Raw genomic sequence first — 13,353 nt, 5'->3', positions numbered from 1 at the left:
AATGAAGAAGAAAGCCTTGCAAAAGATCTCGCTGGACGACGCGCTGCAACTGGCGGTGTCGGTGCACCGCCAGGGCAAGCCGCGGCTGGCGGCGCAGCACTACGAAGCCATACTGCAGGTGGCGCCCACCCATCCGGACGCGCTGCATTACATGGGCGTGGCCCAGCACCAGCTGGGCAACCACGAAGGCGCGGTCAACCTGATCAGCCGCGCGCTGCAGGCGGCGCCGGACTATGTGGATGCGCGCAACAACCTGGGCAACGTGCAGAAGGAGATGGGCCGCCACGTGGACGCCGAGCATTCCTACCGCGCCGTGCTGGAAGCGCGGCCGGACTTTGCGCTGGCCCATAACAATCTGGGCGTGGTGCTGCGCGCGCAGGAACGGCTGGAGGAGGCGGCCGCCGCCTACCGGCAAGCCATCACGCTGTCGCCCGAGTTTGCGCAAGGCTGGATCAACCTGGGCCATGTGCTCAAGAAAACCGGCGACTTCACCGAAGCGCTCAGCGCCTACCAGAAAGCCATCCTGCTCTCGCCGGACAATCCGGACCTGTACCGCAGCCTGGCGCGCGCGCTGGTGTCGCAGCAGCGCGATGCGGAAGCGCTGGAAGTCTACCGCCAGTGGGAGAAAATCGATCCGGACAACCCGGTGGTAAAGCACCACATCGCCGCCTGCCAGGGCGCCGCCGCGCCCGAACGCGCATCGGACTCCTATGTGCAGACCGTGTTCGACCGCTTTGCCGACAGCTTCGACGAAGTGCTGGCCAGGCTGGACTACTGCGCCCCCGCCATGTGCGGCGAGATGGTTGCGTCCCTGCTGGGCGGGGCCAGCGAGGCGCAGCGCACGCTGGACGTGCTGGACGCCGGCTGCGGCACCGGCTTGTGCGGTCCGCTGCTGAGGCCGTACGCGAAGCGGCTGGAAGGCGTGGACCTGTCCGCAGGCATGCTGTCCAAGGCAGACAAGCGCCGCGAATACGACAAGCTGCACGAAGCGGAGCTGACCGCCTGGCTGTCCGGCCACACGGACGCCTACGACCTGGTCGTCTCCGCCGACACGCTCTGCTATTTCGGCGCGCTGGAAGCCCTGTTGAACAGCGCAGCGGCGGCGCTGCGAACCGGCGGCCACCTTGTGTTCACGGTCGAAGCTACGCAAGACGTGGCAGCCGCGCCCCAGTTCCTGCTCCATGCGCACGGCCGCTACAGCCACGCCGAACCCTATGTGCGCGGCACGCTGGCCGCCGCAGGACTGGAACTGGCGCAGCTGCGCCACATCACCTTGCGGCAGGAAGCCGGCAAGCCCGTTGCGGGCCTGCTGGTCGGCGCAAGAAAGCCGCAGGAGAAACCGCATGCTGGTTGAAGTACAGGTCACCATCAAGGGGAGCAAGGCGGCGATCTGGGCCGCCATGACGGACATCGAAGGCGCCGCGAAGATCATCCGGGGCATCGACAGCATCGAGGTGGTTGAGCGGCCGGCGAGTGGTCTCGTGGGTTTGAAGTGGCGGGAGACCCGCATGCTGTTCGGGAAACCGGCCACCGCTGAAAAGTGGATCACCGACGCGGTGGAGAACCAGTTCTACAAAACGAGGGCCGAAAGCGACGGCTTCATCTTCCTGTCCACGACCACCATCTCCGAAAGCAGCGGCGGCTTCGCGCTAACCAGCTTCCATGACTCCCAGCCGCAAAGCTTAGCCGCAAAAATCATGTCCATCCCGATGGGACTTCTGTTCAAGGGCGTGGCAAAAAAGGCCCTGCTGCAAGACCTGATCGACATCAAGGCCGCAGTCGAGCAGCAATGAGCAGCGTTATTTAACGGCGGCCGGCCGCACCGGCGCGGCGGGCGCCATCAGGCGCTTGACGGCCAACTGCACCGCGAGCGCGCAGGCGAAGGCTGCCGCGAAAGCAGTGGCGACGCTGCCGTCGCGCAGTTGCAGCGACAGCACGAGGCAGAACGTGGCGAAGGCGAAGTAGCCGTAGACCATGCCGCGCAGCAGGGCCACCGCGAAGGCGCGGCCGGAGCGCACATGCGAGAAGCCCACCAGCACGGTGCTCATCACGGGGAACATGGCAAAAAATCCGCTCAGGCGCGCGCCTATCGCGGCGGCGCCGTAGCTCACGGCCAGCACCAGCGCAGCCCCGGCCAGCATGCGCCACGGCAGGTCGCTGGCAGCTGCGCCGCCAGCCGGCCGTGCCGCAGACAGCCCTGGCATGGCGTCGCCGGAACGCAGCGGCGGAAACAGCCTGGGTGACACCAGCAAGGCCAGCACCACCAGCACGAAGCAGGCCTCCACCGGCAGCGGCAAAGCCTTCAGGCCCGCCACCGCCACGCCCCAGGCCAGCAAAGCGCTCAGCATGGACAGCGCCATGCCGAAGCGCTGCGCAGCCCATGCGTAGACGATGCTGAATGCCAGGATCGCCAGCACCGCCAGCAGCGTGCCCTCGGCGGCGCGCGCCGCGAAGCCGGCGCCCTGCTCCAGCGTCACCGTCAGCAGGATAGGCCCGGAGACGATGGGAAAGGCGGACATCCATCCCGCCACGCCCGGCCCCCATTTGCGGCCCGCCAGCGTTACCGCATAAATCAAGACAGGGACAAGCAACAGCTTCAGCAGCAAAACAAACGGCATCTATCAGGTATCCGTGCGCATGAAGTTATCGATATTCTTCACCAGGAAAGTGGGAGGAATGGTGTTGAGCTCCAGGATATGCTTGCATTTTGCCTCGTCGACGAAATCTATCATCACGAAGTTAGGCATGAACGCCTTCAGCACCGTGCCGCTGGCGAAGCCGTCTATCTTGGCAAACTTGCTCATGCGCGAAGTGATGGCCTCATCCAGCCCGTTGGTCCACATATCCTTCAGCTTCGCCACATTGGGCGCGGTCCACATGCCGGTGTTGCGGTCGCGGATGCTTTCGAACACACCCGTCGTGGTCCAGTACATCATGCCGACCACGTTAGGATTGCCATCGCCGCCGCGCGCCATCAGCTTGCGCTGCTTCTTGATGTTCTGCTCGACCTTGCCAAACGGTTTGCCCACGCTGGTGCCGCCCTTGCCGAAATACTGCATGCCGTCGTACACGTCCTTGTAGGTGCTGCCGGCCTTGCTCAGGTTCTTGATGCCCAATATGCCCTGCGCCGCGCTGTAGGTGCCGCGCACCAGCTCCAGGCCGTCCGAAGCAAACAGCACGATCACCTTGCCCTGCAGCTGGCGCAGCGTCTTGTTATTCAGGTTGCCGGCGCCCTTGTAGATTTGATCGCCCAGCACTTGCACGCAAGCCTCGGCGATCATCTCCCAGTTGTGGCAATGGTCGAACTTCAGTATCACGAACTCGCTGGGGTTGTTGGTGACGAAGCGCGACGCGTCGGTCAGGATCTTGGTCAGCGACAGGCCGTATTCGCCGCCCCACATGCTTTTCACCTTGGCCGTGGCGGCGGTACCGGTGCGCAGGTCCACGCCGGTGGTATTGCTCTCCGGCCCTTTGCCGTGATAGGCCTTCAGCGTTACCACCTTCTCCGCGCCGCCCTTCTTGACCACCGCGCCGGTGATGCGGATGTCGAACAGGCGCGCGCCGGCAACGGCCTGGTCGTGGATGTCCAGGTCCTGGGTCTGCGTATTGGCGCCGCCCATGGTCACCGCCGCGTCATGGCTGCCCGCCATGACGACTTCATTCAGTTTCTTGTCCGGGCCTAACTCGTAGTAGTTAATCATCTCACCCCCTCCAGCTCAATCAATCGAAACGATAAGAGAACTCGCCGTCTTTTACATCAACCTGCACGCCCGCGATGGCGTCGCCCTGCATCATGCGGTTCAGGAACTCGCGGCTGATATCGGGCAGCATGGTGTTGGTCAGGATGGCGTCTATCATGCGGCCGCCGGACTCGCCCTCGGTGCAGCGCGACACCACCAGCTTGACCACTTCCTCGGTATAGTTGAACGGGATCTTGTAGCGCGCCTCGACACGCTTCTTGATGCGGTTCAGCTGCAGCTTGACGATCTGGCCCAGCATCTGGTCCGACAGCGGGTAGTAAGGGATGGTGACGATGCGGCCCAGCAGCGCGGGCGGGAACACCTTCAGCATCGGCGCGCGCAGGGCCTTGGCCATGCCGTCCGGGTCGGGCATCAGGTCCGGGTCCTTGCACAGCCCGGCGATCAGGTCGGTGCCGGCGTTGGTGGTGAGGATGATCAGCGTATTCTTGAAGTCGATGAAGCGGCCTTCGCCGTCTTCCATGAAGCCCTTGTCGAACACCTGGAAGAACATCTCGTGCACGTCCGGGTGGGCCTTTTCCACCTCGTCCAGCAGCACCACGGAGTACGGCTTGCGGCGCACGGCTTCGGTCAGCACGCCGCCTTCGCCGTAGCCCACGTAGCCGGGCGGCGCGCCTTTCAGCGTGGAGACGGTGTGCGCCTCCTGGTATTCGCTCATGTTGATGGTGATCAGATTCTGCTCGCCGCCATACAGCGCTTCGGCCAGGGCCAGCGCCGTTTCGGTCTTGCCGACGCCGGAGGTACCGGCCAGCATGAACACGCCGATAGGCTTGCTCGGATTGTCCAGCCCCGCGCGCGAGGTCTGGATGCGCTTGGCGATCATCTCCATCGCATGGTCCTGGCCGATCACGCGCTGGCTCAGCAGCGAAGCCACCTTGAGGATGGTTTCCATTTCGTTCTTGGCCATGCGGCCGACCGGGATGCCGGTCCAGTCGCCCACCACCGCCGCCACCGCCTGGTAGTCCACGGTCGGCAGGATCAGCGGGGACTCGCCTTGCAGCTCGCTCAGCTTGGCCTGCACGCCTTTCAGCTCCTCCATCAGCGCGGCGCGTTCATCGGCGGTCAGGCCGTTGCCGACCTTGTGGCCGGCCATTTCCGCGCCGGCGACGGCTTCTGCACCGGCCTCCAGCGCGCTGCCCGTGCCTTCGACGGGCAATGCGCCGTCGCGCAGCTTGGCGCGCAAGGCCAGCAGCTGGTCCACCAGTTCGCGCTCGGCGTTCCAGCGCGTTTCCAGGCCGGCCAGGCGTTCGCGTTCCGCGCCCAGCAAATCGTCCGCGTCGGATTTGCGCTTGCCGATGTCGATGCCGATGGCGCTTTCGCGGCCGATGATATTCAGTTCAGTTTCCAGCGCTTCGATGCGCTTGCGGCTGTCGTCCACTTCCGCCGGGGTGGCGTGCAGGCTCACGGCCACGCGCGCGCAGGCCGTATCGATCAGGCTGACCGACTTGTCCGGCAGCTGGCGCGCCGGAATGTAGCGGTGCGACAGCTTGACGGCCGCTTCCAGCGCCTCGTCCAGGATCTGCACCTTGTGGTGCTTCTCCATGGTGGAGGCCACGCCGCGCATCATCAGGATGGCGCGTTCTTCGCTCGGCTCGTCCACCTGCACGGTCTGGAAGCGGCGCGTCAGCGCAGGGTCTTTCTCGATGTGCTTCTTGTATTCGGCGAAGGTGGTCGCGCCTATGGTGCGCAGGGTGCCGCGCGCCAGCGCAGGTTTCAGCAGGTTGGCCGCGTCGCCGGTGCCGGCCGCGCCGCCCGCGCCCACCAGCGTGTGCGTCTCATCGATGAACAGGATGATGGGTTTCGGGCTGCCCTGCACTTCGTCGATGACCGAGCGCAGGCGCTGCTCGAACTCGCCCTTCATGCTGGCGCCGGCCTGCAGCAGGCCCACGTCCAGCGTCAGCAACTGCACGTCCTTCAGGCTTGGCGGCACGTCGCCGCGCGCGATGCGCTGGGCGAAGCCTTCCACCACGGCGGTCTTGCCCACGCCGGCCTCGCCCACCAGGATGGGATTGTTCTGGCGGCGGCGCATCAGGATGTCCACCACCTGGCGGATCTCGTCGTCGCGGCCCACGATGGGGTCCATCTTGCCGCTGCGGGCCTGCTCGGTAAGGTCCACGGTGAACTTCTTCAGCGCTTCCTGCTTGCCCATCGCCGCCGGGGCGATGGCGCCCGACGCTTCGCCCGGTGCGGCGCCGCCGCCGGCCTGGAAGCCGTCCGTGGCCGTCATCTGCGATTCCGGCGAATCCTTCAGCAGGCTGGCGAACTTTTCGCTCAGGTCGTCGCTCTTGATCTTCTGGAACTGGGCCGACATGCCGTACAGCGCGTTACGCAGGCTGGAGGTTTTCAGCATGCCGATCAGGATGTGGCCGGAGCGCACCTGCGATTCGCCGAACATCAGCGTGCCGTACACCCAGGCGCGCTCCACGGATTCTTCCAGCTGCGAGGACAGGTCGATGCCGGACGTGGAGCCGCGCGGCAGCCGGTCCAGCGCCGCCGTCAGGTCGCGCGCCAGCGCGGCCGCGTCCAGCTCGTAGTGCTTCATCAGCCGCAGCAGGTCGGAGTCCTGCAGTTGCAGGATCTGGTGCAGCCAGTGGACCAGTTCCACGTAGGGATTCCCACGCAGTTTGCAGAAAACGGTACTGCTTTCGATGGCGCGGTAGCACAGCGAATTCAATTTGCCGAACAGGGCAACGCGACTAATTTCTGCCATGGTGATTTTCCTTAGCCCGCATGGGCGCTTGGGTTGATGAGCAATTGGTCCGGATTGCGGCTGGGGGCCGCGCTGGCCGGCCAGGTGCTCCAGCCGAGGCGGAGGCCGCGCCCGCTGGAGTCCCTGCCCAGCCGCAATGCCGGGGTTTCTTCCTTCTTCAGAATCAGGCGCACGTCCCAGTCCAGGGCCGTGCCCGCGTAGTTGCGCACCCAGGCCAGCAGGCGCTTCATGCTGTCCCCGCCGGGCAGCATGCGTTCATAATCGGCAAAGCCCATGGGGCCGATGACGATGCGGAATTTGTTCTGGCTGTCCCACACCTTGCTGCCAAGGACAGTGGAAATGCCGAGCCGGTTGCCGTCCTCCACGCCGCCCAGGCGCGACTGGATTTCCAGCGGCAGCCGCATCCAGTGGCCCACGAACTGCTCCACCTGCACCGGCAGCTTGAAGTACTCGCGCAGGATGGACACCAGGCCGGACGCGGGCCGCGCGTTGTTCGCCAGCAGGCCGGCGAAGTGCAGCTTGGCGAAGTCGCCGATCTCGTCGCGCTGGCGCAGCGCGGGCGCGCCGATGCCGAACAGGCTGCCGACGAATTCGGCGTAGCGGTCGGTGTCCTCGCGGTCCAGGTTGATGGCGGGTTCGGCCTGCGCCTTGGCGCGGTAGAACAGCGACAGCATGCGGTGGTGGAACACGTCCAGGAAGGCCAGCATGGTGGCGTCGCCGCCGTTGCGCAGGCGGTCGCGCACGTATTCGGTGATATGGGTCGGCATTGGCCCGTTGGCGCCCAGCAGGCCGAAGAAATTGACCGCCAGCCGCGCCCTGGAGTCCGGCCCGTTGGCGCCGGCGCGCAGGAACTGGCCCAGCGCGGTGGCGTGGAAGGTCAGCGCCGGGTCCTGGCCGAAGCGCACCGCGTCGTCGCGCGGACGCAGCGAGGCGCCGATGCGCGGCAGTTCGGGGTGCGCGTTCTCGATCAGCCGCAGCACCTGGAAAAAGTCCATGCGCGCGGCGTTGCGCTCCAGCTCCAGGTCCAGTTCTACAGGATCGCGCATGCGCCTCCCTTGGCCGGCCAGCGCATGATTTCGCCCCGCCCCACGGTGCGCACCACGGTCTCGGTGAAGGAATTGATGGAAACGTATTGCGCGAAGAACTGCGCCAGCACGCCGCCCAGCAGGAAGGCGCCGGTGCCCTCGAAGGCCGCGTCGTCCATCGTAACGGTCACCTGCAGGCCGCGCCCGAAAGTGATAGGCCCCGGCGACGGCATGCGGCGCGTGATGCTGGAAGTGCTGATGGACTGCACGCCCTCGATCTGGCGCTGGCCATTCAGGTCGCCTGGATGGCAGTATAGCGACAGCATTTCGCGCAGCGCCACCGCGCCCTGGCGCGGATCGCTGTCGGTCAGCGACAGATAATTGAGCGACAGGTGGTTCAGCAAGCGCCACGCCACCGCGCCCTCGGCGAAGGACGCATTCGGCTGGCTGGGGCCGGCCAGGCAGCGCACCGCCGTCACCGGCGCGCCGGAGTCCAGGATGAAATCGGTCTTGCCCACGCCCAGCGGCATGGACAGCGGCAGGTCGCGGTTGGTGCACCAGACCTGCAGGCCGAGCTGGCGCAGGTCGCTGCGGTACGGCGCCTCTGCCGCGTCGACGATGGAGATAAAGGTCTCGCTGCCGATATAGCTGGAGCGCGGCCCCACCTTGCGCTGGCGCTGCGAGATCACGCGCGGCTCGCGCCGGATATGGTAGAAGGCCTTGTCCTGGTGCAGGCCACCAATGTCCTTGGCCGTGTAGAAGGGGCGGAAGGTCTGCTCGGCCTGCGGGCCGGTGCCGTAGCCCGTCACGTCCTCGATCTGAAATACCTCGAAATCCATCGGCCGCGTACGGTCCACCAGCACGTGGTATTCAAACTGCTCGCCGCTGACGTTGATACGGTCCGCGCGGCGCTGGAACAGGTTGATGGCGGGCGTGCAGTTGAGCGCGAAGTTGGACGCGTCCAGCATCTGCTCGAGCTGGGCGTCGCCCCGGTTCAGCAGGATGACCAGCTCGATTTCCGATTCGGCGCAGCGGCCCAGGGCGCGCCGCAAGCCGCGCAGTTCAACGAACAGGTAGCGCTGCGGGAAGGCGAAGTATTCCTGCAGCAGGCGGTAGCCCTGGAAGGTGCGCCGGCCGCTGGGCAGCAGCGCTTCCTCTTCGCCAAATCCCAGCGGGGCCACGGCGCTTTTCGGCAGCAAGGCCGAACCGCCGGCCGAGGACACCAGCACGCCCTCGACGCTGCCCAGGATTTTTTCGTAGATCTTGACCGGCATTTCGTCGCTGCCGCGCAGGTTCAACGCCAGGCTGTCCATGTTCAGCGCGTGGAAAGGCAGCCCGCCCACGGTGCGCAGGCGCAGGCGGATGCCCGCCTTGACGCCGGCCGGCAGCGGCATAGGTGCGCCGCCAAGCGCGCCGCTGTGGGTGAAGAACTTGGCTTCGGCCAGTTCCACCGGCCACATGGTCACGTCGTGCGCGGTGCGGTATTCGCAGGCCGTGGTGTCGCCCTTGCCCAGCACGCTGCGCATGGCGGTCCCGCGAGGCACCACATAGCCCTGCTTCAGGGCCGGGTTGCTCAGGTCCGGCTGCAGCTGCACCACCGCCATCGACGGCGTGGGCGCCAGGAAGTGCGGGTAGACCAGCTCCGACATATGCTGCGTAAAGCGCGGGAACTCGGAGTCTATCTTCATCTGCACGCGCGCGGCAAGGAAGCTGAAGCCTTCCAGCAGCCGCTCTACATAAGGGTCGGCGCAGTCGAAACCCTCCAGGCCCAGACGGCCGGCGATCTTGGGATATTCCTTGGCGAACTCGCCGCCCACTTCGCGCAGGTGCTGCAGCTCCTGGCTGTAATAGCGCAGCAGGCGCGGATTCATGCCGCCACTCCCTTGCCGCCGCTGTTTTCGGTCAGGCGTATGGTGGCGCGGTCGATGTCGAGTTCCGTTTTCAGGTACAGCCGTTCAGGGTAGGGTTGCGCCCACATATCGCCTTCAATTTCAAACATGATGGTGTTGCCTTCCGACTGCTGCGGCACCGCCTTCACGCTGACCGTGGCGCGTATCAAGCGCGGCTCGAAGTCCCAGATCGCCTGGCGAATGCCCCGTTCCAGGTCGGTCAGGTTCATGCCAGCGACGGAGATGCCGGAGATGTCCGGCATGCCGTAGTTGACCACCGAGTTGGCCACGTGCGGCAGTTTCGGAAAATCCGTGACCGACAGCAGATTGGTGGTGTTGAGCAGCCACGCCAGGTCGCGCAGCACGCTCTCGCGCAGGGTGCGCAGCGACAGCACGCGCCGCTCGCGCGATTCCACGCTGCTGTCCGGCTCGTCGTCGGTCAGGCGGTCCAGCAGCGAGGGCTGCAACCGCTCGCGTGGCGCCAGTTCAGCCATTGGCGGACGTGTCTACTGCATGGCCGCCGGCGTCGAACTCCACGGTCCGCACGTCCATCAGCGCGTAATCGGCGGCGTCGGTGGCCAGCATGCGCTGGCCCAGGCCTATGCCCTCCTCGCTCCATTCCGTGCGGCGCGCCAGCAGCAAAGCCTCGTCGGCGCCGGGGCGCACGGTGCCCGCGTAGCGCGTCGGGATCAGGCCGACCGTGCTGGCGCCGTTGGTCCAGGTGAAGGTGGCGGGCATCCACACCTTGTCGCGCAGGTCGGACGGCGCTTCGATCTCGATGCGGCTCACGTGCTGCACCGGCACCCAGATATAGCGCCCGTTCATGATCACTTCGAGCACCGGACCGATGCGGGCGTCCGCGTCGGCCAGCCATTCAAAGCGTTCGCCGTTGATGCTGCCGGAGCTGGCCGGCGCGTCCTCGAAAGCGCGTGCACGGGCCGCGGCGCCGCCGGCGGCATTGCCCTCGCCTTCCAGCTTGAGCGCCTCGGCCACCAGCGCTATCCACGGCAGCGGCTCGCCGAACACCACTGGCAGGCGCTTGCCGGAAAAAATTTCATCGCGCAGCGCCTCGCACTGGATCGCCTCGCGGTAGGTTTGCGCCATCGGCAGGGTGGCGGCGTCGAGTTCGGCGGCCACGTTCAACTGCGTCAGCGCGCGGTTCCACTGTCCCTGCACGCAGAGCAGCTGGAACAAGAAGGTGCGGTATTTCGCATTCGACGGGTCTTTACGGATCTGGTCCTGCAGCGCGGTGAGCGCGGCGCCAAGCTGGCCATCACTAATAAGCTGTTGCGCGTCCATAAGGAGCCCTGGTGTAAGTCAGAAGAAACAGGTGAAAAAAAAGCCGGGGCGGCAATGCCCCGGCTGCACGAACTTACTTGGCCACGTTGCCGGCGATGTCGTAATTGAACACGCCGCCGGACGCCGTAACGCCCTTCTCGTTTTGCAGGAAGTATTCCATCTTCACTTCAGCGAAATTCAGGCTGATGTTTTCGGTCAGACGGTCTTCGCCGCCGCTGCCGCCGGTCGACAGCGACGTGACCAGCACCTTGGTCATGGTGATTTCCAGGTACTTCTGCTGGCCTTCGCCGGCTTTGCGCACCAGCAGCTTGGCCACTGGAATGTGCGAGCCCTTGGCCAGCGCGCTCAGGATGGCGGTCGAGGACTTGTCCAGGTATTTGGTGATCGAGATATCCTGGAAATTGGCCTTGCCTGCGCCGCCGCCGCCGCCGGTGTGGAAGGAACCGGCGTTCGAAGCGCCCCAGCTCCATGCCAGCACGTCGATATCGCCGGCTGCTTTTTGCGCTTTGTCCTGGGTTTCACCTTTGATGGTGGCGCCCAGATTCAGGAACATGTCTATTGCCATCTTATTCTCCTAGTGTGTGGTCCGACTTGATCTAACTACGATGAAAAACTTAGCCGCCTTTGGCCGACGGCAGCTTCGATACCAGGCGCAGCGACACGGTCAGGCCTTCCAGCTGGTAATGCGGGCGCAGGAAGAACTTCGAGGTGTAGTAACCCGGATTGCCTTCTACTTCTTCCAGGATCACTTCCGCCGCGGCCAGCGGTTTCGTGGCCTTGGTTCCTTCGCTGGAGTTGGCTGGATCGCCGTCGACGTAACGGTTGATCCAGTTGCTCAGCCAGCGCTCCATCTCATCGCGCCCCTTGAAGGAACCGATCTTGTCACGCACGATGCACTTCAGGTAATGCGCAAAACGGCAGGTGGCGAACAGGTACGGCAGGCGCGCGCCCAGGTTGGCGTTGGCGGTGGCGTCCGGGTCGTCGTATTCGGCTGGCTTGTGCAGCGACTGCGCGCCGATGAAGGCGGCGAAGTCGGTGTTTTTCTTATGCACCAGCGGCATGAAGCCGTTGGCTGCCAGCTCGGCCTCGCGGCGGTCCGAAATGGCGATCTCGGTCGGGCACTGCATGGCCACGCCGCCGTCGTCGGTCGGGAAGCTGTGCACCGGCAGGCCTTCCACCGCGCCGCCGGATTCGATGCCGCGGATGCGCGAGCACCAGCCGTATTCCTTGAAGGAGCGGTTGATGTTCACCGCCATGGCGTAGGCCGCGTTGGCCCAGGTGTAGTTCTTGCTGCCGGCGGCCGAGGTGTCTTCCTCGAAGTCGAAGGCTTCCACCGGATCGGTCTTGGCGCCGTAGGGCTGGCGCGCCAGGAAGCGCGGCATGGCCAGGCCCACGTAGCGCGCGTCCTCGGACTCGCGGAAGGAGCGCCAGGCGGCGTGTTCCGGGGTCTGGAAGATCTTGGTCAAGTCGCGCGGATTGGACAGCTCCTGCCACGATTCCATCAGCATGACGGACGGCGCGGCGGCGGCGATCAGCGGCGCATGCGCGGCGGCGGCGATTTTCGCCATGCCGGCCAGCAGTTCCACGTCCGGTGCGCTGTTGTCGAAGTAGTAGTCGGCCACGATGGAGCCGAAAGGCTCGCCGCCGAACTGACCGAATTCTTCCTCGTACATCTTCTTGAAGATCGGGCTCTGGTCCCAGGCCGTGCCCTTGAATTTCTTCAGGGTCTTGGCCAGGTCGTTCTTCGAGATGTTCATCACGCGGATTTTCAGCGTTTCGTCGGTCTCGGTGTTGTTCACCAGGTGGTGCAGGCCGCGCCAGGCGCCTTCCACTTTCTGGAACTCATCGGTGTGCATGATCAGGTTGATCTGCTCGGTGAGCTTCTTGTCCAGCGCCGCGATCAGGCCCTCGATGGTGCCCAGCACGTCGTTCGAGATCAGGTTGGTGCCGCTCAGGGCCTGCTCGGCCAGCGTCTTGACCGCGTTCTCGACCGCTTCCTTGGCCTTGTCCGATTGCGGCTTGAACTCCTTCTGCAGCAAGCTGCCGAAGTCGCTCATCTCCAGGGTGCCGGCCGCGCCTTGTTGTGCTTCAGTGATCTGTGCCATCAATTCCTCCGTCGATTATTCTTGCGGCTTCGGTGCCGAGGTCAGGGCCTGCATCAGGGCCGGTTCGGCCAGCAGCTTGCCGATCAGTTCCTCGGCGCCCGTCTTGCCGTCCATATAGGTCAGCAGGTTGGACAGCTGGCCGCGCGCTTCCAGCAGCTTGTTCAGCGATTCCACCTTGCGCGCGATGGCGGCCGGGGTGAAGTCGTCCATGCTTTCAAAGGTCATGTCGACCGCCATATTGCCTTCGCCGGTCAGCGTGTTCGGCACCTGCACCGCCACGCGCGGCTTCATCGATTTCAGGCGCTCGTCGAAGTTGTCGACGTCGATCTCCAGGAACTTGCGGTCCGCCACCGGCGCCAGCGGATCGGCCGGCTGGCCCGACAGGTCGGCCAGCACGCCCATCACGAAGGGCAGTTGTACGCTTTTTTCCGCGCCGTAGACTTCCACGTCGTACTCGATCTGCACGCGCGGCGCGCGGTTGCGCGCGATGAACTTCTGGCTACTTTCTTTGCCCACGATTTACTCCTCCTAGTGATGGAAACAACCTGAATTAGTACGCCTGCCTGA

The 13,353-nt window shown here is 65.0% G+C and carries 12 protein-coding genes; 2 read left to right on the top strand and 10 right to left on the bottom strand.

What is annotated here, in order from left to right; all coding sequences use genetic code 11:
- Position 1 precedes the first annotated feature (1 nt).
- Positions 2 to 1,354, top strand: coding sequence for a tetratricopeptide repeat protein (locus KT882_RS15070; RefSeq protein ID WP_161075295.1), 1,353 nt, complete (start codon positions 2 to 4; stop codon positions 1,352 to 1,354).
- Positions 1,344 to 1,793 (top strand): SRPBCC family protein, encoded by a 450-nt coding sequence (locus KT882_RS15065; protein WP_228896483.1) that lies wholly within the window; start codon positions 1,344 to 1,346, stop codon positions 1,791 to 1,793. Before KT882_RS15070 ends, KT882_RS15065 begins: the two co-directional genes overlap by 11 nt.
- A gap of 6 nt (positions 1,794 to 1,799) precedes the next feature.
- Here the strand turns inward: KT882_RS15065 and KT882_RS15060 are convergent, their stop codons facing one another.
- From KT882_RS15060 to tssB, 10 genes are all read right to left on the bottom strand, one after another.
- Positions 1,800 to 2,519, bottom strand: a complete 720-nt coding sequence (locus KT882_RS15060; RefSeq protein ID WP_228896482.1) for a hypothetical protein — start codon at positions 2,517 to 2,519, stop codon at positions 1,800 to 1,802.
- A gap of 102 nt (positions 2,520 to 2,621) precedes the next feature.
- On the bottom strand, positions 2,622 to 3,701 hold the full coding sequence (locus tag KT882_RS15055; protein ID WP_161075298.1) for a PI-PLC domain-containing protein: 1,080 nt from the start codon (positions 3,699 to 3,701) through the stop codon (positions 2,622 to 2,624).
- A gap of 19 nt (positions 3,702 to 3,720) precedes the next feature.
- Positions 3,721 to 6,468, bottom strand: a complete 2,748-nt coding sequence (gene tssH, locus KT882_RS15050) for a type VI secretion system ATPase TssH (protein WP_228896480.1) — start codon at positions 6,466 to 6,468, stop codon at positions 3,721 to 3,723.
- A gap of 11 nt (positions 6,469 to 6,479) precedes the next feature.
- Entirely contained in the window at positions 6,480 to 7,514 is a 1,035-nt protein-coding gene (gene tssG, locus KT882_RS15045) for a type VI secretion system baseplate subunit TssG (RefSeq protein ID WP_161075300.1), read from the bottom strand.
- On the bottom strand, positions 7,499 to 9,364 hold the full coding sequence (tssF, locus tag KT882_RS15040; RefSeq protein ID WP_161075301.1) for a type VI secretion system baseplate subunit TssF: 1,866 nt from the start codon (positions 9,362 to 9,364) through the stop codon (positions 7,499 to 7,501). Before tssF ends, tssG begins: the two co-directional genes overlap by 16 nt.
- Positions 9,361 to 9,876: a type VI secretion system baseplate subunit TssE gene (tssE, locus tag KT882_RS15035; protein WP_161075302.1), complete on the bottom strand. Its 516-nt coding sequence runs from the start codon at positions 9,874 to 9,876 to the stop codon at positions 9,361 to 9,363. The genes tssF and tssE overlap by 4 nt, the downstream gene beginning before the upstream one ends.
- Positions 9,869 to 10,681 (bottom strand): type VI secretion system accessory protein TagJ, encoded by an 813-nt coding sequence (locus tag KT882_RS15030; protein ID WP_161075303.1) that lies wholly within the window; start codon positions 10,679 to 10,681, stop codon positions 9,869 to 9,871. Before KT882_RS15030 ends, tssE begins: the two co-directional genes overlap by 8 nt.
- Before the next feature lie 73 nt (positions 10,682 to 10,754).
- Positions 10,755 to 11,246 carry an Hcp family type VI secretion system effector gene (locus KT882_RS15025; protein ID WP_161075304.1) on the bottom strand — a complete coding sequence of 164 codons (492 nt, stop codon included), beginning with the start codon at positions 11,244 to 11,246 and terminating at the stop codon, positions 10,755 to 10,757.
- Between the two features lie 49 nt (positions 11,247 to 11,295).
- Positions 11,296 to 12,786 (bottom strand): type VI secretion system contractile sheath large subunit, encoded by a 1,491-nt coding sequence (tssC, locus tag KT882_RS15020; RefSeq protein WP_161075305.1) that lies wholly within the window; start codon positions 12,784 to 12,786, stop codon positions 11,296 to 11,298.
- 15 nt (positions 12,787 to 12,801) lie between these two features.
- The gene (gene tssB / locus KT882_RS15015; protein ID WP_161075306.1) at positions 12,802 to 13,302 is read right to left on the bottom strand and encodes a type VI secretion system contractile sheath small subunit; all 501 of its coding nucleotides are present in this window, start codon (positions 13,300 to 13,302) and stop codon (positions 12,802 to 12,804) included.
- Between the last annotated feature and the right edge of the window lie 51 nt (positions 13,303 to 13,353).

Origin of the sequence: Pseudoduganella aquatica, assembly GCF_020865585.1 — a bacterium.
Lineage (GTDB): Bacteria > Pseudomonadota > Gammaproteobacteria > Burkholderiales > Burkholderiaceae_D > Rugamonas > Rugamonas aquatica_A.
Note: the sequence above shows the minus strand (reverse complement) of the source record. Positions and strands in the feature narration are given on the sequence as shown.